General features: G+C 67.8%; 21 protein-coding genes. 5 read left to right on the top strand and 16 right to left on the bottom strand.

All coding sequences use genetic code 11. The features are described 5' to 3' along the window. Positions 1-156 precede the first annotated feature (156 nt). Entirely contained in the window at positions 157-639 is a 483-nt protein-coding gene (gene rraA / locus AC3IS2_RS02240; protein ID WP_489199053.1) for a ribonuclease E activity regulator RraA, read from the top strand. Between the two features lie 264 nt (positions 640-903). Further along, positions 904-3,564 (top strand): alanine--tRNA ligase, encoded by a 2,661-nt coding sequence (gene alaS, locus AC3IS2_RS02235; protein WP_489199052.1) that lies wholly within the window; start codon positions 904-906, stop codon positions 3,562-3,564. Positions 3,565-3,802: 238 nt separating this feature from the next. Here the strand turns inward: alaS and AC3IS2_RS02230 are convergent, their stop codons facing one another. The 10 genes from AC3IS2_RS02230 to AC3IS2_RS02185 form a co-directional block, all read right to left on the bottom strand. Further along, on the bottom strand, positions 3,803-4,351 hold the full coding sequence (locus AC3IS2_RS02230; protein ID WP_489199051.1) for a DUF2939 domain-containing protein: 549 nt from the start codon (positions 4,349-4,351) through the stop codon (positions 3,803-3,805). Between the two features lie 379 nt (positions 4,352-4,730). After that, positions 4,731-5,951: an NADP-dependent isocitrate dehydrogenase gene (locus AC3IS2_RS02225; protein WP_489199050.1), complete on the bottom strand. Its 1,221-nt coding sequence runs from the start codon at positions 5,949-5,951 to the stop codon at positions 4,731-4,733. A gap of 157 nt (positions 5,952-6,108) precedes the next feature. Then, complete coding sequence (locus AC3IS2_RS02220) at positions 6,109-6,552, bottom strand: DUF885 family protein (RefSeq protein WP_489199049.1); 444 nt, start codon at positions 6,550-6,552, stop codon at positions 6,109-6,111. A 1-nt stretch (position 6,553) separates the two neighbouring features. Then, positions 6,554-7,900 carry a DUF885 domain-containing protein gene (locus AC3IS2_RS02215; protein ID WP_489199048.1) on the bottom strand — a complete coding sequence of 449 codons (1,347 nt, stop codon included), beginning with the start codon at positions 7,898-7,900 and terminating at the stop codon, positions 6,554-6,556. Between the two features lie 89 nt (positions 7,901-7,989). Continuing rightward, a complete protein-coding gene (locus AC3IS2_RS02210) occupies positions 7,990-9,819 on the bottom strand; it encodes a DUF885 domain-containing protein (RefSeq protein WP_489199047.1) in 1,830 nt (609 codons plus the stop codon). A gap of 116 nt (positions 9,820-9,935) precedes the next feature. Then, the gene (locus tag AC3IS2_RS02205; protein ID WP_489199046.1) at positions 9,936-10,166 is read right to left on the bottom strand and encodes a hypothetical protein; all 231 of its coding nucleotides are present in this window, start codon (positions 10,164-10,166) and stop codon (positions 9,936-9,938) included. A 6-nt stretch (positions 10,167-10,172) separates the two neighbouring features. Continuing rightward, on the bottom strand, positions 10,173-11,006 hold the full coding sequence (gene fghA / locus AC3IS2_RS02200; RefSeq protein ID WP_489199045.1) for an S-formylglutathione hydrolase: 834 nt from the start codon (positions 11,004-11,006) through the stop codon (positions 10,173-10,175). Positions 11,007-11,021: 15 nt separating this feature from the next. Next, on the bottom strand, positions 11,022-11,573 hold the full coding sequence (locus AC3IS2_RS02195) for a hypothetical protein (RefSeq protein ID WP_489199044.1): 552 nt from the start codon (positions 11,571-11,573) through the stop codon (positions 11,022-11,024). Between the two features lie 9 nt (positions 11,574-11,582). Further along, entirely contained in the window at positions 11,583-11,963 is a 381-nt protein-coding gene (locus tag AC3IS2_RS02190; RefSeq protein WP_489199043.1) for a VOC family protein, read from the bottom strand. Positions 11,964-12,366: 403 nt separating this feature from the next. Next, positions 12,367-13,473, bottom strand: coding sequence for an S-(hydroxymethyl)glutathione dehydrogenase/class III alcohol dehydrogenase (locus AC3IS2_RS02185; RefSeq protein WP_489199042.1), 1,107 nt, complete (start codon positions 13,471-13,473; stop codon positions 12,367-12,369). Positions 13,474-13,652: 179 nt separating this feature from the next. Between AC3IS2_RS02185 and AC3IS2_RS02180 the strand changes: the two genes are divergently transcribed. Further along, positions 13,653-14,363, top strand: a complete 711-nt coding sequence (locus tag AC3IS2_RS02180) for an NAD-dependent deacylase (RefSeq protein ID WP_489199041.1) — start codon at positions 13,653-13,655, stop codon at positions 14,361-14,363. On the opposite strand, the gene AC3IS2_RS02175 is transcribed toward AC3IS2_RS02180, so the two are convergent. The 4 genes from AC3IS2_RS02175 to AC3IS2_RS02160 form a co-directional block, all read right to left on the bottom strand. Continuing rightward, on the bottom strand, positions 14,360-14,683 hold the full coding sequence (locus AC3IS2_RS02175; protein ID WP_489199040.1) for a YnfA family protein: 324 nt from the start codon (positions 14,681-14,683) through the stop codon (positions 14,360-14,362). The genes AC3IS2_RS02180 and AC3IS2_RS02175 overlap by 4 nt on opposite strands. A 147-nt stretch (positions 14,684-14,830) precedes the next feature. After that, positions 14,831-15,133 carry a GIY-YIG nuclease family protein gene (locus AC3IS2_RS02170; RefSeq protein ID WP_489199039.1) on the bottom strand — a complete coding sequence of 101 codons (303 nt, stop codon included), beginning with the start codon at positions 15,131-15,133 and terminating at the stop codon, positions 14,831-14,833. A 154-nt stretch (positions 15,134-15,287) separates the two neighbouring features. Continuing rightward, positions 15,288-16,070 (bottom strand): RNA methyltransferase, encoded by a 783-nt coding sequence (locus AC3IS2_RS02165; protein ID WP_489199038.1) that lies wholly within the window; start codon positions 16,068-16,070, stop codon positions 15,288-15,290. 36 nt (positions 16,071-16,106) lie between these two features. Next, on the bottom strand, positions 16,107-17,114 hold the full coding sequence (locus AC3IS2_RS02160; protein ID WP_489199037.1) for a phospholipase C/P1 nuclease family protein: 1,008 nt from the start codon (positions 17,112-17,114) through the stop codon (positions 16,107-16,109). A 409-nt stretch (positions 17,115-17,523) separates the two neighbouring features. On the opposite strand from AC3IS2_RS02160, the gene AC3IS2_RS02155 reads away from it, so the two are divergent. Next, a complete protein-coding gene (locus AC3IS2_RS02155; protein WP_489199036.1) occupies positions 17,524-18,078 on the top strand; it encodes a 3D domain-containing protein in 555 nt (184 codons plus the stop codon). Between the two features lie 200 nt (positions 18,079-18,278). On the opposite strand, the gene AC3IS2_RS02150 is transcribed toward AC3IS2_RS02155, so the two are convergent. Both AC3IS2_RS02150 and AC3IS2_RS02145 read right to left on the bottom strand, forming a co-directional pair. Further along, positions 18,279-18,617 carry an Mpo1-like protein gene (locus AC3IS2_RS02150; protein ID WP_489199035.1) on the bottom strand — a complete coding sequence of 113 codons (339 nt, stop codon included), beginning with the start codon at positions 18,615-18,617 and terminating at the stop codon, positions 18,279-18,281. A 50-nt stretch (positions 18,618-18,667) separates the two neighbouring features. After that, positions 18,668-20,626 (bottom strand): DEAD/DEAH box helicase, encoded by a 1,959-nt coding sequence (locus AC3IS2_RS02145; protein ID WP_489199034.1) that lies wholly within the window; start codon positions 20,624-20,626, stop codon positions 18,668-18,670. 234 nt (positions 20,627-20,860) lie between these two features. On the opposite strand from AC3IS2_RS02145, the gene AC3IS2_RS02140 reads away from it, so the two are divergent. Then, positions 20,861-21,076, top strand: coding sequence for a flagellar hook protein FlgE (locus AC3IS2_RS02140; RefSeq protein ID WP_489199033.1), 216 nt, complete (start codon positions 20,861-20,863; stop codon positions 21,074-21,076). The last annotated feature ends 29 nt before the right edge of the window (positions 21,077-21,105 follow it).

Raw genomic sequence — 21,105 nt, 5'->3', positions numbered from 1 at the left:
GGTCGATCCGGGGCCCAGGCGTCGGCCCCAGGGGCGCGGACAGCAAAGCCGCAGCCGCCTGGGTTCCGGGTTCGCTTCGCGCCCCGGAATGACGGCAAGGGGAAGACAGGGCCCGCCCCGCCGGGCAAACTTGACCGCGAAGAACCGGAGCCTCCCATGACCACCGCCACCGCCGACCTCTGCGACGCCCATCCCGATACGGTGAAGGTCTGCCAGACGCCGTTCCGCAGCTTCGGCAAGGTCGCGGCCTTTCACGGGCCGATCCGCACCCTCAGCGTCCTCGACGACAACGCCCTGGTCCGCCAGGTGCTGGAGCGGCCCGGTCACGGCGCGGTGCTGGTGGTCAACGGCGGCGGGTCGCTGAAGCGCGCCCTGGTCGGCGACAACCTGGCGAAGCTGGCCATCGACAACGGCTGGGCCGGGATCATTGTCCACGCCGCCATTCGCGACACGGCCGTCATCGCCGCCATGCCCGTCGGCATCAAGGCCGTCGGGACCACGCCCCTGCGCGCCGACCGCGACGCCATCGGCGAGATCGACATCCCCACCAGCTTCGGCGGCGTCATCTTCACCCCCGGCGACTGGCTCTACGCCGACGAAGACGGGGTCATCGTCGCACCCCGTCGTCTGCACGACTAAGGTTCGGCTCGCTCCTTCTCCGTCATCCTCGGGCTTGACCCGAGGATCGAGGGCGCGCGCGCGCGCCTCCTCGCTGACGTCGCGCAGACAGACCATCCGATCCTCGGGTCAAGCCCGAGGATGACGGCGGGATGGGATAGCTGGCGAGGAAAAAGCCCCGCGCGCCGTCCTGATCACGCGCCGGTGATGCGCTCGGCGCAAAATCCCTATATGACGCCGGTTCCGACATTCTCCCCGCGCGCCCGAGATCCAGAGCGACCCATCATGACCAGCCTGAAACAGATCCGCTCCACCTTCCTCGACTACTTCGCGGCCGACGGCCACGAGAAGGTGCAGTCGGCTCCGCTGGTGCCGCAGAACGACCCGACCCTGCTGTTCGTCAACGCGGGCATGGTGCCGTTCAAGGACTACTTCACGGGCGCCGCGACCCCGCCCTACAAGCGCGCCACCAGCTCGCAGAAATGCGTGCGCGCCGGCGGCAAGCACAACGATCTGGACAACGTCGGTTACACCGCGCGCCACCACACCTTCTTTGAGATGCTCGGCAACTTCTCGTTCGGCGACTACTTCAAGGACCACGCCATCGAGAGCGCGTGGGGCCTGCTGACCAAGGAATTCGGCCTCGATCCCAAGCGCCTGCTGGTCACCGTCTATCACACCGACGACGAAGCCTTCGACATCTGGAAGAAGATCACCGGCTTCTCGGACGACAAGATCATCCGCATCCCGACCGCCGACAACTTCTGGGCCATGGGCGACAGCGGCCCGTGCGGTCCGTGCACGGAAATCTTCTACGACCACGGCGACCACATCTTCGGCGGCCCTCCCGGTTCGCCGGACGAGGACGGCGACCGCTTCGTCGAGGTCTGGAACAACGTCTTCATGCAGTACGAGAAGGAGAACGATAAGATCGTTCGCGACCTTCCCAAGCCCAGCGTCGACACCGGCATGGGTCTGGAGCGCATCGCCGCCGTGCTGCAGGGCGTCCACTCCAACTATGAAGTCGACCTGTTCAAGAGCCTGATCAACGCCTCGGAAGAACTGACCTCGACCAAGGCCGAGGGCGAACGCGCCCCCAGCCACCGGGTCATCGCCGACCACCTGCGCTCGGCCTCCTTCCTGATCGCCGACGGCGTGACCCCGTCCAACGAAGGCCGCGGCTATGTCCTGCGCCGCATCATGCGCCGCGCCATGCGTCACGCTCACCTGCTGGGTTCGACCGACCCGCTGATGCACCGCCTGGTGCCGACCCTGGTCCAAGAAATGGGCGAGGCCTATCCCGAGCTGGGCCGCGCCCAGGCCTTCATCGAGGACACGCTGAAGCAGGAAGAGATCCGCTTCCGCACCACGCTCGGCCGCGGCATGAACCTGTTCGATCAGGCCACGACCGACTTCAAGGCCGGCGACATGCTGGACGGCCAGACGGCCTTCACCCTGTATGACACCTACGGCTTCCCGCTGGACCTGACGCAGGACGAGGCCCGCCGTCGCGGTTTCTCGGTCAATGTCGACGGTTTCCAGAGCGCCATGGAAGAGCAGCGCGCCCGCTCGCGCGAACACTGGACCGGCTCGGGCCAGACGGCCTCGGCCGGCGCCTGGCTGGCCTTGCGCGACCAGCACGGCGTAACCCAGTTCACCGGCTATGAGACCGAGACCAGCGACGGCCAGGTCGTCGCCATCCTGAAGGACGGCGTCGCGGTCGAAGGCGCCGAGGCCGGCGAGGTGGTCGAGGTCGTCCTGAACCAGACCCCCTTCTACGCCGAAGGCGGCGGTCAGGCCGGCGACAAGGGCGGCTTTGTCTGGACCAATGGCGAAGGCCGCGTGCTGGACACCAAGAAGCACGCCGACCTGTTCGTTCACACGCTGCAAGTGGCCCAGGGCGCGGCCCTGACGGTCGGCGCGACGGTGACGGCTGTGGTCGAGCCGGGCTCGCGTCCGACGACCCGCGCCAACCACTCGGCCGCCCACCTGCTGCACGCCGCGCTGAAGAACGTGCTCGGCCCCCACGTCGCCCAGAAGGGCCAGATGGTCGACGCCGAGCGCATGCGCTTCGACTTCAGCCACAACGCCCCGGTGACCGAGGACGAACTGGCCCGGATCGAGGACGAGGTGAACGCGGTCATCCGCCAGAACCTGCCGACCTCGACTGAGTTGATGAACCCCGAGGCCGCCATCGAGGCCGGCGCCGTCGCCCTGTTCGGCGAGAAGTACGGCGACGAGGTCCGCGTCCTGACCCTGGGCCACGCCCTGGCCGGCCCAGAATCAGAAAACGGGGGCGCCTATTCGGTCGAACTGTGCGGCGGCACCCACGTGGCCCGTACCGGCGACATCGCCCTGTTCAAGATCGTGTCGGAAGGCGGCGTCGCCGCCGGCGTCCGCCGCATCGAGGCCCTGACCGGCGACGCGGCCCGCCGCTTCCTGCTGGATCAGGCCAATGTCGCCCGTTCGCTGGCCCAGAGCTTCAAGATCCAGACCGCCGACGTCCCGGCGCGGGTCGAGGCCCTGACCGCTGAACGCAAGGCGCTGGAGAAGCAGGTCGCCGACCTGAAGAAGCAGCTGGCCCTGGGCGGCGGTTCGGGCGCCAATGCGGCCCCGGAAGAGATCAACGGCGTCAAGCTGATCGCCCGCGTCCTGGACGGCGTGGACGGCAAGGGCCTGCGCGGCGTGGCCGAGGACTTCAAGAAGCAGCTGGGCTCGGGCGTCGTCGCCCTGGTCGGCGTCACCGACGGCAAGGCGGCGGTCACCGTCGCCGCGACCAGCGACATGGCCGGAAAGGTGAACGCGGCTGATCTGGCCCGCGACGCCGTCATCGCCATGGGCGGCAAGGGCGCGGGCGGCAAGCCCGACTTCGCCCAGGGCGGCGCCCCGGACGGTGCCAAGGCCGAAGCCGGTCTGGAAGCCATCCGGGCCGCCCTGAAGGGCTGATCGCCCCCACAGGCTGAAATGACGAAGGGCGGCGCATCCGATGCGCCGCCCTTTTTCTTTGGACGGGATCAAAGCCCTCCCCCTCGAGGGGGGAGGGTTGGGTGGGGGTGAAGGCAGGACGCTTGGGAAGCGAGCGCGGGAGGCGCCCCGCCTCTTGCGCCAAATCCCCAAAGCGCGGCGAGCACACCCCCATCCCCGACCCTTCCCCCCTCGAGGGGGAAGGGAGCTAGGAAAAGGTCTACTCCGCCTCGCTCAGATCAATCCCCGCCAGCTTCCAGCCGAACAGGTTGCGGCGCTTCATCAGCAGGGAGACCTGCTCGTCGGGCTGATCGTCGCGGGTCAGGGTGACGGCGAAGGTGTCGAGGTCGCGGTAGCCCCAGGACTGGCGCACCTTCTGGCTTTCCGGCTTCGGCCCAGCCTCTGGCTCGACCTTGGCCAGATCGGGCTTGGGCGCCTGGCCCTCCTGCACCATCGCCGAAATGGCCTGGGGCGTGACGAAGGCGTCCACGGCGCCCGACACCAGGGTCGGGGCCAGCATCATGCCCAGGCCCGAGAGACCGCCCAGGCGGTCGTCCTTGCGCATCTCGGCGACCATGCGCTCGCTCAGTTCGTCTTTCAGGCTGGCCCGGAAGGCGGGAAAGTCGACCTGGCGCTCCAGCCCCTTCTCGTCGCCGGCCTTGGCGGCCTGGACCAGCGACCGCGCCGCCAGCAGAGGCGAGGCGGCATAGGCGAGGACGAAGACCGCCACGGCGGCGCCCCCCAGTCGAATAATCAGTTTCTGGTTCATCGGCCCTCCCCTGCCTTACGAACGCGACGGGTAAGCGACATGTGCGACACGACCTCGAAAACCCCCATGGACATTAAGGGCATGGTTCGTCGGGGGGCTCAAGCTAGGCGTTTCACTCCGCCGTCAGAAAGAGCCACACGCCTCTGCCGTCATCCTCGGGCTTGACCCGAGGATCGGGTCCTCCGCCTGCGCCACGTCGGCAGGAAGGAGCGCGCCCCGGCGCTGGATCCTCGGATCAAGTCCGAGGATGACGGCGGCTGGGAGGGATGCGGCGGTTGGGAGAGCGGACAGCAAAAAGGCCCGCCGGATTTCTCCGACGGGCCTCTCTTTAGTGCGCTAACGCGCTTCGCGCTGCTTGAGCGCGAGGTCGTTGCTAGCCTTAGCCGATATGCGGCAGGGCGGCGCGCAGGTTGTCGGAGACCTTGTCGAGGAAGCCCTCGGTGGTCAGCCACGACTGCTGGTCGCCGACCAGCAGGGCCAGGTCCTTGGTCATGAAGCCGGACTCGACGGTCTCGACCACGACGCGCTCCAGGGTGGCGGCGAACTCGGCCAGTTCGGCGTTGCCGTCCAGCTTGGCGCGGTGCGAGAAGCCGCGCGTCCAGGCGTAGATCGAGGCGATCGAGTTGGTCGAGGTGGCCTCGCCCTTCTGATGCTGGCGGAAGTGACGGGTCACGGTGCCGTGGGCGGCTTCCGATTCCAGCACCTTGCCGTCCGGCGTCATCAGCACCGAGGTCATCAGGCCCAGCGAGCCGAAGCCTTGCGCCACGACGTCCGACTGCACGTCGCCGTCGTAGTTCTTGCACGCCCAGACGAAGCCGCCCGACCACTTGATGGCCGCGGCCACCATGTCGTCGATCAGGCGGTGCTCATAGGTCAGGCCCTTGGCCTTGAACTCGGCGGCGAACTCTTCGTCGAACACCTTCTGGAAGATGTCCTTGAAGCGGCCGTCGTAGGCTTTCAGGATGGTGTTCTTGGTCGACAGATAGACCGGGAAGTTGCGCTGCAGGCCGAACGAGAAGCTGGCCCGGGCGAACTCGGTGATCGAGTCGTCCAGGTTGTACATGCCCATGGCCACGCCGGCCGAGGGGAAGTCGAAGACCTCGTAGTTCTGCTCTTCGCCGTTGGCGCCGACCCACTTCATGGTCAGCTTGCCGGGACCGGGGACCAGGAAGTCCGTGGCCTTGTACTGGTCGCCGAAGGCGTGACGGCCGACGACGATGGGCTGGGTCCAGCCGGGGACCAGGCGCGGCACGTTGGAGCAGATGATCGGCTCGCGGAAGACGACGCCGCCCAGGATGTTGCGGATGGTGCCGTTCGGCGACTTCCACATCTTCTTCAGGCCGAATTCCTTCACCCGGGCTTCGTCCGGGGTGATGGTGGCGCACTTCACGCCGACGCCGTGCTTCTGGATGGCGTGGGCCGCGTCGATCGTCACCTGGTCGTCGGTGGCGTCGCGGTTTTCCATGCCGAGGTCGTAGTAGTCGAGGTCCAGGTCCAGATAGGGGAAGACCAGCTTGTCCTTGATCATCTGCCAGATGATCCGGGTCATTTCGTCGCCGTCGATGTCCACGATGGGGTTGGCGACCTTGATCTTGGCCATGCTCTGCCTCTGTCTCTCAATCAGGGAAGGAAAATCGTGCGGCGGGTATAGCGAGGCGCGGGCGCGGGTGCAAAGGCGCGATGCAGGCGCCGCTCCTTCCGAACGAAAACGGCCCGGACGCGAACGCCCGGGCCGATCTTCAGTCGATGGCCGATCCTCAGCCGCGCATCTGGGCTTCCAGCACCGCCAGCGGCAGGGAGCCGTTCATCAGCACCTTGTCGTGGAAGGCGCGCAGGTCGAAGCCCGGCTTGGCCTCGGCCTCGGCCCGCAGGCGGGCGATGACCGTGTGGCCGACCTTGTAGGCGCAGGCCTGGCCCGGCCAGACGGTGTAGCGGTTGATCTCGCTGTTCGAGGCGTCCAGCGGCTTGGCGCCCGAGGCCGCCATGTATTCGACCGCCTGTTCGCGGCTCCAGCGTTCGGAGTGCAGACCGGTGTCGACCACCAGGCGCACGGCCCGGAACAGGTAGGACATCAGGAAGCCGACCCGGCCCAGAGGATTGTCGGCATAGGCGTTCAGGTCGTTGGCGGCGACCGCCTCGGCGTACAGCGCCCAGCCCTCGTTGTAGGCCGAGAAGCCGCTGGCGCGACGCCATTGCGGCAATTCACCCGAACTCGCGCTGCAGGGCGACCTGCAGATGGTGGCCCGGCGAAGCCTCATGATAGGTCAGGGTCGGAAGCGCGAAGCGCGGCCAGTTCCCGCTGTCGCGCAGGTTGATGTAGTAGGCGCCCGGACGCGAGCCATCCAGCGGCGGCCCCTGATAATAGCCGCCCGGCGCCCCCGACTGGATCGACACCGGCACGCGGCGGATCTCGACGTGCGTTTTCGGCAGACGCCCGAAGACCGACGGCAGCTTCGGCTCCAGATCGGCGACCAGCTGGTTCAGCCAGACCAGCAGTTCCTCCTTGCCCGCGTCGGTGTTGGGGAACAGCTGGGCCGGGTCCTTGTTCAGGGCCTGAATCCGCTCTCCGACCGTGCCTTGCGTATAGCCCTGGGCCTTGAGGATGAGGTCGATCTCGGCGCTGATCTCGGCCACCTGCTCCTTGCCCATCTTGTGGATTTCGGCGGCGCTGAGGGTCGTGGTCGTGTTGGACTTGAGGCCGGCGGCGTAGAAGGCCTCGCCGTCGGGCAGGCGCCAGACCCCGGCGTCGTGGGTCGCTTGCGGGCGGATGACCTCCAGCGCCGCGACCTGACGGGCCAGGGCGGGCTTGATCTGCTGATCGACGATGGCGGCGGCGCGGGCGTCATAGCCGGACAGGTTCAGCGCGGCGGCCTTGCGGACCAGCGACTTGACCATGGCCATGTCGGCGGCGGGCGTGTCGCGCAGGGTGCGGACCTGCGGCAGCATCCGGTCGATGATGAAGTCCGGCGGGATGACGCCCAGGCCGGCGTCCTCGCGCACCTTGTCCGTCTCGCCGTCCAGCACCCCGGCGAAGGCCGACAGACGCGACAGGAAGGCGTCGGCGCCCGCCGCGTCCTCGACCCGGTGCTGGTTGTCCATGAAGTCCGGCGTCTCGAAATAGCCGCCCGACAGCTGGGTCACGACATAGGGCGAGGGACGGCCCGGCCCGGCGCCATAGGCGAAGCGCGAGGTCTCGGCCGAGGTCTCACGGCCGAAGGCGGCGATGGCGTAGTTCAGGGCGCCCGCCTCGCTGAGCCCCGTCTGATCGAAGGCGCGCAGCGTGGCCCAGCGGCTGATCGCCTTGTCCCGGTCCTTGCGGATGGCGTCGGGGCTGACCGCCGTCAGTTGCGACGACAGGCCCGCGCGCGCGCCGCGATCGAGGCCGAGGTTGGTGGCGTATTCGGGATTGTCGTCGATGTCGGCCTCGAACCAGCCGTCCAGCAGGGCGTTCAGCCGCCCGTCCGCATCAGTGGCGGCGGCATGGGCCAGCGAGGGCGCCACGGCCGCCGTGGCGGCGGCGGTCAGCAGAAGGCGGCGGCGGTCGATCATGGTCTTGCTCTCCGACGAGGACGGCGCGACGCCGCGCGCCCCCTCATACTCAGACAATCGTCGGGCCGGCGCGCCCGCTACCCAGTCGGTCAGGCGGGCGTCCAGGCGTTCATGGTCCGCTCCAGCACCGTCAGCGGCACGCCGCCCAGGTTCAGGCCGGTGTCATGGAAGCCCTTGATGTCGAAGCGGTCGCCCAGACGCTTCTTGGCGTCTTCACGCAGCTTGACCCAGGTGGTGTGGCCGACCTTGTAGCTGGAGGCCTGACCCGGCCAGACGCAGTAGCGTTCGACCTCGGTGGCGATGCTCGTTTCCTGGTCGCCCAGGGTGTCGACCATGTAGCGAATGCCCTGCTCGCGGCTCCAGCGCTTGTGGTGCAGACCGGAGTCGACGACCAGACGCGCGGCGCGGAACATCAGCGACTGCAGATAGCCGATCTGGCCGAAGGGATCGTTTTCATAGAGCCCGATCTCGTCGGCCAGTTGTTCCGAATAGAGGCCCCAGCCCTCGGAATAGGCCGAGAAGCCCATGACCTTCATCAGCAGCGGGGTGTCGGGCTGCTCCTGCTGCAGGGCGATCTGGAAGTGATGGCCCGGCACCGCCTCGTGATAGGTCAGGGTCGGCAGGGTCCACTTGGGCCATTCCGCCGTGTCGCGCAGGTTGATGTAGTAGGCGCCCGGACGCGAACCATCCAGGGCCGGCGGCTGGTAATAGCCGCCCGGCGCCCCGGCCTCGATGGCCTTGGGCACGCGCTTGATGTCGCACGGCGACTTGGGCAGGCGGCCGAAGTATTCCGGCATGCGCGCCTGAACGGCGACCATCTGCGCGTTCAGTTCCTTGAGCAGCTCTTCTTTGGCTTCGTCCGTGTTCGGATAGACGAAGCGCGGATCCTTGCCCAAGGCGGCGATGCGGGCGCCGACCGAGCCTTGCGTCAGGCCCTGGGCCTTCAGCAGGGCGTCGGCGCGGGCCGAGATTTCCGCCACCTGCTCCACGCCCATCTGATGCACCTCGTCCGGCGTCATCGAGGAGGTGGTGTAGTATTGCAGACCGAAGCGGTAATAGGCCTCGCCGTCCGGCAGACGCCAGGCGCCGCCGTCGTGGGTGGCGTTAGGGCGCACGGCCTTCAGGGCGTCGGCCTGACGCCGGACCGCCGGATAGACCTCATTGGTCAGGATGGCCTGGGCGCGCGCGGCCCAGTCGCCGGGGATGTTCTTCTCGGCGGTGCGGCGAGCCAGGGACTGGCTCATGGTCGAATCCGCTGCGGCGGTTCCGGTCAGCGAGGCCATCTGGGCCAGGGTGCGGTCGATGACGAAGTCCGGCGGCACGGCCCCGGCGGCGAACTCGGCCTGCATCCGCGCCCGCTCGGCGTCCATGCCCTTGGCGAAGTCCGACAGACGCGACAGATAGGCCTCGGCGTCGTCCGCCGCCTCGATGCGGTGCTGGCTGTCGAGGAAGTCGGGAATCTGCTGATAGGCCCCGCCCAGCTGGCTGACCGTATAGGGCGAGGGCGAGAAGCCGCCGCCGTAGGGGAAGCGGTCCCCCGTCATCAGCGTGTCGCCAAAGAACTCCAGCGAGTCGTAATAGGTCTGTTCGGTCGCGGTCAGCTGGGTCTTGTCGATGGCCTTCACGGCCGTCATGGCGTCCTTGAACTTGACCTTGTCGGCGTCGATCTTGGCCTGCGAGCGGTCGCTCAGCTTGAAGCGGGCGGCGGCCATCGGACCCCGGTCCATGCCCAGCATGGTCAGGGTCTCGGGGTCGGACAGGATCATCTCCTGCGCGATCTTGTCCAGCAGGGCCAGGAACTGGGCCGAGGCCGGGCCGGCGGCCGGCGCGGCGGTTTGGGCCAGGGCGCGGGCGGCGCCCGAGGCCGCGAACGCGCCTCCCAGGGCGGCGGTCATCAACAGGCGGCGACGGTCCATCATCGGGGCTTCCTCCCAAAAGCAATGGGAGGGGACACTATCGAAGCGACGCCGCCCCGCAAGCCGTCACCGTCCCCGCGCGGATGAAGTTTCGTCCATCCGCGCGGCTTGAGGCCCGATCAGGCCTTCTGCGTATGGGCCTTGAGGCAGTCGCGCACGGCCTTCTTCAGATCACCCGGGGCATTGGGTTCGTCCACGCCCTCGGCCGCCAGCACGGCCTTGACCGCCGCGTCCAGACCCTTGGGCAGGGCCTCGATCACCTTCTTCTGACCCTTTTCATGCAGGCAGAAACCGACCTCGCTGCACAGGGCGGCGAACATGGCGTCGAAGTCGATGGGAGCGTCGGTCATGAAGTTTCAAGCTTTCAGGCGGGTCGCATGGAAGGCCACGTGGTCGTCCACGAAGCTGGCCATGAAGAAGTAGGAGTGATCATAGCCCGGCTGCATCCGCAGGGTCAGCCCCTGCCCCGCCTTTTCCGCCGCCGCCTTCAGCAGTTCCGGCTTCAGCTGGTCGGTCAGGAAGGGATCGGCGTCGCCCTGATCCACCAGGATGTCGTCGAACACCCCGCGCGCGGCGCCGTTTTCGATCAGCAGGGCGGCGTCGTGTCTGGCCCACTCGGCGCGGTCCTCGCCCAGATAGGCCGAAAACGCCTTCTCGCCCCAGGCGCAGCGGGTCGGCGACGAGATCGGGGCGAAGGCCGAGACCGACCGGAACAGGTCGGGGTGACGCAGGGCCAGGGTCAGCGCCCCGTGCCCGCCCATGGAATGGCCGAAGATCGAGCGCGTCTTCGTCGTCGGGAACTCCGCGTCGATCAGGGCGATCAGCTCGTCCGTGACATAGCTTTCCATGCGGAAGTGCGGCGTCCACGGCGTTTGCGTGGCGTCGACGTAGAAGCCCGCGCCCTGCCCCAGATCATAGGCGGCGTCGTCGGCCACCCCTTCGCCGCGCGGCGAGGTGTCGGGCGCGACGATGATGACGCCGTGTTCGGCGGCGGCCTTGTAGGCCCCGGCCTTGGTGGTGAAATTATCCTCGGTGCAGGTCAGGCCCGACAGCCAGATCAGGACCGGGAAAGGCCCTTCGCCGGCGGGAACGAAGACCGACAGGGTCATGGGCGTGCCGGTGGCGGCGCTGTCGTGCTTCAGATAGCGCAGGGTCCCGCCGTGGACGACGTGGCTCTTGACCGTTTCCATCAACTCAAACTCCAGTCAGTCGGGCCAGACGCGGGCCATGAAGGCGTCGTCCAGTCGGCCGCCGTCCTTCGAGAAATGGGCATACCAGTCGCGCGGGATGGGCGGGCTGGCCCCGGCGGGCGGCGCGCCGCCGCCCCAGGCGTCGAAGCCGACGCCGACCAGGATCGGCCCTTCGCGCACGGCGGGGGCGGGCACGGCCTCGACCGCCTTGACCACGGCCGCGATGGTTTCAGGCTTGAGCGCCGGTTCGCCGGTGACGACCCAGGCCTTGGACCGACCGCCCGGCTTGACCATCAGCAGCAGCATGCCCGAGGCGCCGGGCTGGACCGGGGCGGCGCGCACCGCCCCCTCGGCCGCCGTCGCCGCCGCGTTGACATAGGGCGACAGGGCCGAAACCTCGACCCGCGCCTTCATGACCGGGTCGGGCAGATAGAGAACCACGTCCTTGCCGACCCAGGCCTCGGCCGGGGCCTCGACCGGAGCGGGCGCAGGCTCGCCCCGGTCGCAGGCGGCGAGCGCCATGACGGCCGCAAGGGCCATGATCGACGCGGTCGCCGCCTTCTTCATCGTCAGTCCTCAGCCCGGCCGGTGAACGGCGCAGATCTTGTTGCCCGACGGATCGCGCAGATAGGCCAGGTGCATCGTCCCGAAGGTGGTTTCGCGCGGACCGGCCGGGTCCTCGATGGCCGTGCCGCCGGCCGCGACGCCGGCCTCGGCGAAGGCCACGACGGCCTCGGGGCTGGGGGCCGCGAAGCCGATGGTGCCGCCGTTGGCGTGGCAGGCCGCCTCGCCGTCGATCGGGCTGCCGATGGCGAAGGCGCCGCGCCCCGTGCGCCACCAGTAGCGGCCCTTGGGATCGGCCGTGCCCGGCTCCAGGCCCAGGACCCGGAACACGGCGTCATAGAATTGGCGCGACGCCTCGACGTCGTTGGCGCCGAGCGTGATGTGCGTGAACATGAACTTCCTCCCTGACACCGCTCCGGAAATTTGGCGGCTCGTTTTCATTTAGGCCGACACAGTTTCTTTTGGCAACCGACTAGAAGCGCCCGCTATGGGAGTTGGGCGACCTCGTCGGCGGAAACGATAGTGGCAATGTAAGGCCACGAGGAATTTGGAGTGGATAGCCCCCACACACCTGACTGATCTTTCTTGTTCTGGCTCAGGTCTAAATGATGGGCTTTTCCTCGTGCATTCTTCCTGAGCGAAGAATCGACAATTTCATCTTCGCTCAAATGTCGACATTGAAGTCGACGCAGCAGCTCCATCACCTCGGCTTCTGACAAAGACCCCCAGGGCAAGTGACGCTCATAGATTTTCGTAAGCCCGTCGTAGCCGGATATCCGCCAGAATCGTTTCGCCATCAGAAGACGATCACCGAACGGATGCTCTCGCCCGCGTGCATCAGGTCAAACGCCTCGTTGATGCGTTCCAGCGGCAGGGTGTGGGTGATCATCGGGTCGATCTCGATCTTGCCGTCCATGTACCAGTCGACGATCTTGGGCGTGTCGGTGCGGCCGCGCGCGCCGCCGAAGGCCGAGCCCTTCCAGACGCGACCGGTGACCAGCTGGAACGGACGGGTCGAGATCTCCTTGCCCGCCTCGGCCACGCCGATGACGATGCTCTCGCCCCAGCCGCGGTGGCAGGCTTCCAGCGCCTGACGCATGACCACGGTGTTGCCGGTGCAGTCGAAGGTGTAGTCGGCGCCGCCGTCGGTCAGCTCGACCAGACGCGCCACCACGTCGGGCGTGTCCTTGGGATTGACGAAGTGGGTCATGCCGAAGCGACGGCCCCATTCTTCCTTGTCGCCGTTGATGTCGACGCCGACGATCATGTCGGCCCCGACCAGCTTCAGCCCCTGGATGACGTTCAGGCCGATGCCGCCCAGGCCGAAGACCACGGCGTTGGCGCCCGGCTCGACCTTGGCCGTGTTGACCACGGCGCCCACGCCCGTCGTCACGCCGCAACCCACGTAGCAGGCCTTGTCGAAGGGGGCGTCCTTGCGGATCTTGGCCACCGCGATCTCGGGCAGGACTGTGTAGTTCGAGAAGGTCGAGCAGCCCATGTAGTGGGCGATGGCCTGACCCTTGTAGGAAAAGCGCGAGGTGCCGTCCGGCATCAGGCCCTTGCCCTGGGTCGAGCGGATCGACGTGCAGAGGTTGGTCTTGCGGCTCAGGCACGACTTACACTGGCGGCATTCCGGCGTGTAGAGCGGGATGACGTGGTCGCCGACAGCCAGCGAGGTCACGCCCGGCCCGACCTCGACCACCACGCCCGCGCCCTCGTGGCCCAGGATCGAGGGGAAGATGCCCTCTGAGTCCAGACCGTCCAGCGTATAGGCGTCGGTGTGGCAGACGCCGGTCGCCTTGATCTCGATCAGCACCTCGCCGGCGCGCGGCCCCTCCAGATCGACCTCGACGATCTCGAGCGGACGTTTGGCTTCAAACGCAACGGCGGCGCGGGTCTTCATGGCGAGGGCTCCTTGTCTCCCGCCTTCTCTAGCCATCACCGCCCTTGCCGTCATCCCGGGACAGCATCGCTGGCCCCGGGATCCAGACCTCTGCGGCCTTGCGGACAGGACCGAGATTGATGCATCCGTCTGGGTTCCGGGTTCGCTGCGCGCCCCGGAATGACGGCGAAGGGACGGCCATGACCCACAACAACCTCGTCATCCTGACCGGCGCCGGCGTCTCGGCGGAATCTGGCGTGCCGACCTTCCGCGCCTCGGACGGGCTGTGGGAGGGACATCGCATCGAGGAGGTGGCGACGCCCGAGGGGTTCGCGGCTGACCCGGCCCTGGTGCAGGACTTCTACAACCAGCGGCGGCGGCATCTGGCGAAGGTTGCGCCCAACGCGGCGCACCGGGCCCTGGCCGATCTGGCGGCGCGGTGGGAGGGCGACTTCCTGCTGGTGACGCAGAACGTCGATGACCTGCACGACCGGGCCCACGCCGAGACCCGGCCCGCCTCGGGGTTCGAGCTGATCCACATGCACGGTGAACTGAAGAAGGCGCGCTGCACCGCATCGGGCGTGGTGTGCGACTGGAGCGGCGATCTGGAGGCCGAGCACGCCTCGCCGCATCACCCGCGCGGGGTCCTGCGCCCGCACATCGTCTGGTTCGGAGAGATGCCGCTTCAGATGGAGCGGATCGAGACGGCGCTGGAAGCCTGCGACCTGTTCGTCTCCATCGGCACCTCGGGCGCGGTCTATCCGGCGGCGGGCTTTGTGCAACTGGCGCGGATGGCCGGGGCGCGGACGGTCGAGATCAATCTGGAGCCGACGCAGGGCGCGCGCCTGTTCGACGAGGGCGTCTATGGCCCCGCCACCGAGGCCGTGCCCGGCTTCTTCGCCAGCTTCTAGGCGCGGGGTCCGAACAGGATCACGCCTGCCCCGATCAGGCAGACCGCCCCGCCGATCAGGTCCCAACGGTCCGGCGTCGTCTTCTCGACCAACGCCATCCAGACCAGCGAGGCGCAGATATAGACCCCGCCATAGGCCGCGAACGCCCGCCCCGCCGCCTCGGCCGGAACCAGGGTCAGCAGCCAGGCGAAGACGATCAGACCGATCACGCCCGGAACCAGCCAGACCGGCGAGCGATCCAGCTTCAGCCAGGCCCAGAAGGCGAAGCAGCCGCCGATCTCGGCCAGGGCCGCGAGGGGGTAAACCAGAACCGTCTTCATATAACCTCCGCCGTCATTCCGGGGCGGCGCAGCCGAACCCGGAACCCAGGCCGTTCAACACGCGCGGGGACGACAGGACAAGGCACGGACGCTTCAACTGCCTGGATCCCGGGTTCGCTGCGCGCCCCGGGATGACGGCATGAGAGTTCAATCATACCAATCCGCCGCCAGGTCCTCCCAGACCGGATTGGCCCCCTCGATCAGCGCCAGCTTCCATTCCCGCCGCCATTTCTTGATCTGCTTTTCCCGACGAATAGCCTCAGCCATGCCGAGTTGAGGCTCGAACCACACCAACCCCTTACAGACATACACGTCGGTGAAGCCCTTGAACGTGCCCAGCTTGTGCTTCCACACCCGGTCGTGAAGGTCGCTGGTGACGCCGGTGTAGATCGTCCCGTTGCGGCGACTGGCCATGATGTAGGCGGCGATGATCGCGTCTGGATTTCGCATCCGCCCCTCCCCTGCCGTCATTCCGGGGCGCGCAGCGAACCCGGAACCCAGGCCATTCAGCACGCAGGACGCGAACGGGACAAGGGGCCGACATCTCCGCCGCCTGGGTCCCCGGGTTCGGCTACGCCGCCCCGAGGATGACAGCGAGAAACGTCTACTCGCCCTTCGCTTCCGCCGCGCGCTTCTCGGCCAGCTTGGCCAGGACGCGGCCGCGGCCCTTGGCGAGGGCGTGGATGGCGCCGCGCATGGTGGCGACTTCCTGTTCGGTGAAGGCGGCGCGGCCCAGCATGACGCGCAAGTTCTGGCTCATCGACGGCTTCTTCTCGGGCGGGTGGAAGAAGCCGCCGGCCTCCAGCTCGGCCTCGAAATGCTCGTACATGCCGACCAGCAGCTCGTTCGAGGCCGGCGGCTCGCCCTCGCGGAAGCGCGGCGGCGGGGCGTCGAGGATCAGGGTGCGCCACTCATAGGCGTTGATGGCCACGGCCTGGGCCAGGTTCAGCGAGTGGTGCTTCGGATCGATCGGAATGGTGGTGATGCCGGCGCACAGGGCGATGTCGGTCGTCTCCAGCCCCGCGCGCTCGCCGCCGAACAGCAGGCCGGTCTTCAGCCCCGACGCCGTGTCGTCATAGAGGATGCGGGCGCTCTCGCGCGGGGTGCGCACCGGCTGGCGCGTCTCGCGCGGGCGGGCGGTGGTGGCGAAGACGGTGTTCAGGTCGTGGACGGCCTCGGCCACGCTGTCGAAGACGCGCACGCCCTCCAGCACCCAGTCGGCGCCCGAGGCCGTGGCCCAGGCGCGGTCCTGGGGCCAGCCGTCGCGCGGGCTGACCAGCCGCAGTTCCGACAGGCCGAAATTGGCCATGACGCGGGCGACCGCGCCGATGTTCTCGGCCATCTGGGACTTGTCGAGGATGACGACGGGGGGCGTGAGTTCAGTCATGGGCGTCCCCTACCCCTCCGCGCCATTAAGCGAAAGTCAGTCCTCGCCGATCATCGAGGTCCAGGGATCGACCGTGCCGGCCTCGACCTCGGCCACCTTGACGGCGGGCCAGCCGATGGAGGCGGTCCCGCTCTCGCGCCAGCTGAGGATGATCAGGTCGCGCAGTTCCGAGGCGCCCGCCGCCAGACGCTCGGTGACGAAGGCCGCGCCGCGCGGGTCGGCGTCGACAAAGCCGCCCGCCTTTTCCAGACGATAGAAGGGAATGACCGTGCCAAGCGTGGTCTTCAGATAGCCGGCGGTGCGGGCGCGCAGGTCGAGGCCCGAGACCTGCGGCTGGCTCATTCCGGCCTCGACCGCATCCAGACGGGCGACGCGCGAGGCGAACTCGCCCTCGAAGACGCCGTGAGTGCGGCGCGAGTTGGTGAAGCCTTCCGGGTTCGGATAGTCGCCCCAGCCGTTGAAATGGATCGAGGTGTGGTGCGGCTGCGAGCCGTCGCCGACGTAGTGGGCCAGGACGCCGATGTCGCGCAGGATCAGAGCCTCGCGGCGCTCGCGGTCGGCGCGGTACCAGGCCTTCTTGCCGGGGTCCATTTCGCGCGCCTCGGCGGCGTTCAGCACGCGCCAGTAAGCGAAGTCGCGGCCCAGGTTCTGATAGGCGTCCATCAGGGCGTAGGGCAGGTAGCCGACATCATCGATCTTGATGCCCGCCTGGACCAGAGCCGTGTCGAAGTCCGACTTCAGCCGCGGCAGGGCGTCGATGGACGGGCCGTTCGCCTTCATGGCCAAGCCGTTGTCGTCGAAGTCGATGAAGTGGGCCGTGTCGCGCTCACGGTCATGGGGCTGGCCGGCGCCCTTCCAGCGGTCGGGCTCGCGCGCCAATTCGCCGACGTCGGCGATCGAGGCCGGGGTCCGCAGGAAGGCGGGCAGGTCGTCGCTGAGGCCGCGCATGGCGGCGACGCCGATCAGACGGTGGCCGGTGTTTCCCCAGGCGTCGACGTTCACGGCGGGGGCCGAAACCAGCATCAGGGCGGCGGCGGCGATCATCAGGCGCTTCATGGGACACCGGCGAAAAGGGAAAGGGAAACTACGGCTTAGCTCATTCACGGTCGCGCCTCCAGTCAAGGCGGACTTCGCCTCTTGCGTCGTCGTCAAGCTGGTTTCTGCGGACCCGAGCGAGCATTTCTTGGAAATAAAGTGTTACGCAGAACGATTATGGTGTTAACCGTTCAGGTGATCGCGCAAGTATAGACATCAGCAATGATGAATACTGATTTCATTGCTGTCACATATGCTGTGACATATGGACGATATGCTCATGGACCTGTGGATTAATCGAACGATGATCGGGTCAAAGGGTCGCGCCTGATCTCATTTGCCGCTCTTTTGCCACAATTGGCGGCGAAAAGCGCCATGCCGGTGCGTGTCGGGCCCGGTGCTACCTGTAGTTTTTTCGATGCTGAACACAGCCGCCGCGCTTGCCATGTTCTGGGCTATGGCCTTCTCCGGTTCCGGAGAGCCTCAACCCTATGAGGCCGTCGTCGCTATCGACACGGCTGCAGTGGAAACCGCCGCGACGGCTGAGAGTTCCATCGACGCCTCCGCCCTCTCCGCCGAACAGGCCGAGCTGATGGCGGGCGATCCCGACTGGCGCGCCTCGGCCCGCCTCTATCACGCAGGCGGCGGCGGCGCGACGGGCAACGATTCGCTCGGCTGCCGTCCGATCGCGATGCGCACGGTCGCCGTCGACCCCCGCGTCATCCCGCGCCGCACCAAGCTGTTCATCCGCGAAACGGTCGGCCTGCGTCTGGCCAACGGCGAAGTCCACGACGGCTACTGGTACGCCTCGGACACCGGCGGCGCGATCAAGGGCTCCAAGATCGACCTCTACACCGGCCACGGCCGCGGCTCGATGCAGCAGGCTCAGCGCCTGAACATGAAGACCCTGACCATCGCCGACGCCGGCGACTTCGACGGCTGCCCCCCGGCCTGGGAAACGGCCTCGAACTAAGGGCTTCCGCCCCCACCGACGAAAAAGGCGACCGGAGCGATCCGGTCGCCTTTTTGTTTGGGCCTATCCTCCCCACGCCGTGGGGAGGTGGATCGGCGGCGCAGCCGACGAGACGGAGGGGCCGCCTGACGCATGGCGCGACCGAGCCCCTCCACCGCTACGCGGTCCCCCTCCCCATGAAATGGGGAGGAAAGAGGCGCTCAGAACCGCCGCTTGCCGCTGACCGTCTCGAAGAACAGGCGAAAGTCGCCCATCAGGCTCCACAGCGGATATTTGAAGGTCGCCGGCCGGTTCTTCTCGAAGAAGAAATGCCCGACCCAGGCGAAGCCGTAGCCGACCAGAGGCATGGCCAGCAGCCACCAGGCGTTGCGCGTGACGCAGAAGGCCGCAAAGGCGGCGATGACCAGACCCGTCCCGACCACATGGATGCGGCGGCAGGTCCGGTTGGAATGTTCGTGGATGTAGTAGGGATAAAACGCGGAAAAGGAGGCGTATCGCCCCCCGTGGTCGCGTCCAGCCTGTGGTTCGCGTGCGGTCATGGCCGCAGCCTGCCCCCGGATCGAACCGGGGGCAAGTCAGCGATCAGGAGTCAGTCGAAACGCTTGCCGGGCTTGCCGGCCTTGTTGAACGGCTTGGCGCCCGGCTTGCCGCCCGGCTTGAAGCCCGGCTTGGACTGGAAGGGCTTCTTGCTGAACGGCTTGTCGCCTTCCGCACGCGGAGCGCGCTCGCCGCCGCGCTCGGCGTCGGTGCGCGGGGCGTAGGGCTTCTTCTTGAACTCGGGGCGCGGGCCGTCGCCGGCGCGCTCGTCGCGGTTGAAGGGCTTCTTGGCGAAGGGCGGACGGGCCGGACGGTCGCCGCTCCGCTCGTCGTCGCGCTTCTTGAACGGCTTCTTGAAGCCGCCGCCGCCGCCCGGCGTCGGGGCTTCCGACGGGGTGATGGTGACGTCGTCGCGCGGGCTGTTCTTCAGGGCGTCGCGGAACAGGCCCTCGTGGGTCTTGGCGATCTCGAAGCGGGTCTCGTCCGGGAAGGTCCGGATGGCGCCGATTTCCTTCTTGGTGATGTGGCCGACGCGGCAGATCAGCGGGATCAGCCACTTGGGATCGGCGTTCTTGTTGCGGCCCACATCCATGCGGAACCAGACGACCTCGTCCGGTTGCAGACGGTCGCCCGGCCACGGCGTCGCGGCGAAGTCTTCACCACCGGCGGCGCCGCGCTCGCGGGCGCGCGGCTGGTGGATCTGGCCCGGATCGAGCAGATCTTCCGGCGCCGGCAGGTCCTTCTTCATCAGACGGATCAGGGCGGCGGCGATTTCATCGGCGGTGCGTTCGCCCATCAGGCGGCGCGCCAGGACCATTTCCTCTTCGGTCACGGCCTGTTCGAAGATCTCGCCGGACAGCAGGCGGGTCTCGTCCTTGGCCAGGATCTCGTCGGCGGTCGGGGCGCCGGCCCAGGTGGCTTCGACCCCGGCCGAGTTCAGCAGCATCTCGGCCTTGCGGCGGCGCGTGTGCGGGACCAGCAGGACGGACACGCCCTTCTTGCCCGCGCGGCCGGTGCGGCCCGAACGGTGCAGCATGGTCGCCTTGTTGATCGGCAGTTCGGCGTGGATCACCAGGCCCAGGTCGGGCAGGTCCAGACCGCGCGCAGCCACGTCGGTGGCGACGCAGACGCGGGCGCGGCCGTCGCGCAGGGCCTGCAGGGCGTCGGAACGCTCGCGCTGGCCCATTTCACCCGACAGGGCGACGGACGAGAAGCCGCGCTCCAGCAGCGACGACTGCAGGTGACGCACGCTGTCGCGCGTCGAGCAGAAGACCAGGGCGCCCGGGGCCTCGAAGAAGCGCAGGGTGTTGACCACCGCGTGCTCGATCTCGTTCGGGGCGATGCGCATGGCGCGGTATTCGATGTCGCGGTGCGGGGCGCTGCGGTCGACGGTGTCGATACGCACGGCGTCGCGCTGATAGCGCTTGGCCAGGGTGGCGATGTCGCGGGCGATGGTGGCCGAGAACAGCAGGGTGCGGCGTTCCGCCGGCGACTGCTCCAGGATGTATTCCAGGTCCTCGCGGAAGCCCATGTCGAGCATCTCGTCGGCCTCGTCCAACACCAGCACCTTCAGCGCCGACAGGTCGAGGTTGCCGCGGTCGATATGGTCCTTCAGGCGGCCGGGCGTGCCGACCACGATGTGGATGCCGAAGTTCAGCGCGCGGGCTTCCTTGCGGGCGTCCATGCCGCCGACGCAGGTGGTGATCTTGGCCTTGGACTCGCCGTACAGCCATTCCAGCTCGGCCGAGACCTGCAGCGCCAGTTCGCGCGTCGGGGCGATGGCCAGCATCAGCGGCGCGTCGGCGGGACCGAAGGTTTCATTGTCCCCCAGCAGGCTGGAGGCGGCCGCCAGACCGAAGGCCACCGTCTTGCCCGATCCGGTCTGGGCCGAGACCAGCATGTCGGCCTCGCCGTGCCCTTCCAGAACCGCCGCCTGGACGGGCGTGGGCTCGGCATAACCCTTGTTGACGAGGGCGCGGTCTAGCGCGGGGTGGATCGCGGGAAAGGGCATATACGACCTGAAAAAGAGCAAGGCGGCCGTAAAACGACCGCGCCCGGCCAAGGCGAACAGCCGGCCGGGCGATGAGGAGATCCGACTTATACACCAATATTGGCCCCGATGGGGCGTGTTTCCGGAAAAAGACCGCCGTTCACCACGCTTGTTCAGGCGCCCTTGACCTTAAAGCCACGATCCTGACGGTCCGCAGAGTTCTTTTCCCGCCCGGACACCGCCCAGGAGACTCCCATGACGATCCCGCCGCTGACCATCGCCGCCGCCGGAATGCAGAACGCCGCCTCGCGCTTCGAGGCCAGCGCCCGCCGCACGGCCACGGGCTCGCTGGACAACCTGGCGGTCGAAGCCGTCGAGCAGATCCGCGCCAAGACCGACTTCTCGGCCAACGCCGCTGTCGCCCGCACGGCGGACGAGATGACAGGTACGCTGCTGGACGTCCTGGTCTGATCGACACGATCTGAGCGACGACGGCGAAC

The organism is Brevundimonas sp. KH_025, from assembly GCF_057839885.1.
This window is presented reverse-complemented; position numbering and strand designations above follow the sequence as displayed.

Bases quoted from the DNA above. Each gene is read 5' to 3' on its own strand.
- AC3IS2_RS02175 (WP_489199040.1), bottom strand. From the start codon at position 14,683: ATGAAGACGGTTCTGGTTTACCCCCTCGCGGCCCTGGCCGAGATCGGC.
- AC3IS2_RS02195 (WP_489199044.1), bottom strand. From the start codon at position 11,573: ATGAAGAAGGCGGCGACCGCGTCGATCATGGCCCTTGCGGCCGTCATG.
- AC3IS2_RS02150 (WP_489199035.1), bottom strand. From the start codon at position 18,617: ATGACCGCACGCGAACCACAGGCTGGACGCGACCACGGGGGGCGATAC.
- fghA (WP_489199045.1), bottom strand. From the start codon at position 11,006: ATGGAAACGGTCAAGAGCCACGTCGTCCACGGCGGGACCCTGCGCTAT.
- AC3IS2_RS02165 (WP_489199038.1), bottom strand. From the start codon at position 16,070: ATGACTGAACTCACGCCCCCCGTCGTCATCCTCGACAAGTCCCAGATG.
- AC3IS2_RS02205 (WP_489199046.1), bottom strand. From the start codon at position 10,166: ATGACCGACGCTCCCATCGACTTCGACGCCATGTTCGCCGCCCTGTGC.
- AC3IS2_RS02155 (WP_489199036.1), top strand. From the start codon at position 17,524: ATGCTGAACACAGCCGCCGCGCTTGCCATGTTCTGGGCTATGGCCTTC.
- AC3IS2_RS02185 (WP_489199042.1), bottom strand. From the start codon at position 13,473: ATGAAGACCCGCGCCGCCGTTGCGTTTGAAGCCAAACGTCCGCTCGAG.
- AC3IS2_RS02230 (WP_489199051.1), bottom strand. From the start codon at position 4,351: ATGAACCAGAAACTGATTATTCGACTGGGGGGCGCCGCCGTGGCGGTC.
- AC3IS2_RS02160 (WP_489199037.1), bottom strand. From the start codon at position 17,114: ATGATCGCCGCCGCCGCCCTGATGCTGGTTTCGGCCCCCGCCGTGAAC.
- AC3IS2_RS02210 (WP_489199047.1), bottom strand. From the start codon at position 9,819: ATGATGGACCGTCGCCGCCTGTTGATGACCGCCGCCCTGGGAGGCGCG.
- AC3IS2_RS02225 (WP_489199050.1), bottom strand. From the start codon at position 5,951: ATGGCCAAGATCAAGGTCGCCAACCCCATCGTGGACATCGACGGCGAC.
- AC3IS2_RS02215 (WP_489199048.1), bottom strand. From the start codon at position 7,900: ATGATCGACCGCCGCCGCCTTCTGCTGACCGCCGCCGCCACGGCGGCC.
- rraA (WP_489199053.1), top strand. From the start codon at position 157: ATGACCACCGCCACCGCCGACCTCTGCGACGCCCATCCCGATACGGTG.
- AC3IS2_RS02140 (WP_489199033.1), top strand. From the start codon at position 20,861: ATGACGATCCCGCCGCTGACCATCGCCGCCGCCGGAATGCAGAACGCC.
- AC3IS2_RS02145 (WP_489199034.1), bottom strand. From the start codon at position 20,626: ATGCCCTTTCCCGCGATCCACCCCGCGCTAGACCGCGCCCTCGTCAAC.
- AC3IS2_RS02170 (WP_489199039.1), bottom strand. From the start codon at position 15,133: ATGCGAAATCCAGACGCGATCATCGCCGCCTACATCATGGCCAGTCGC.
- AC3IS2_RS02190 (WP_489199043.1), bottom strand. From the start codon at position 11,963: ATGTTCACGCACATCACGCTCGGCGCCAACGACGTCGAGGCGTCGCGC.
- AC3IS2_RS02180 (WP_489199041.1), top strand. From the start codon at position 13,653: ATGACCCACAACAACCTCGTCATCCTGACCGGCGCCGGCGTCTCGGCG.
- alaS (WP_489199052.1), top strand. From the start codon at position 904: ATGACCAGCCTGAAACAGATCCGCTCCACCTTCCTCGACTACTTCGCG.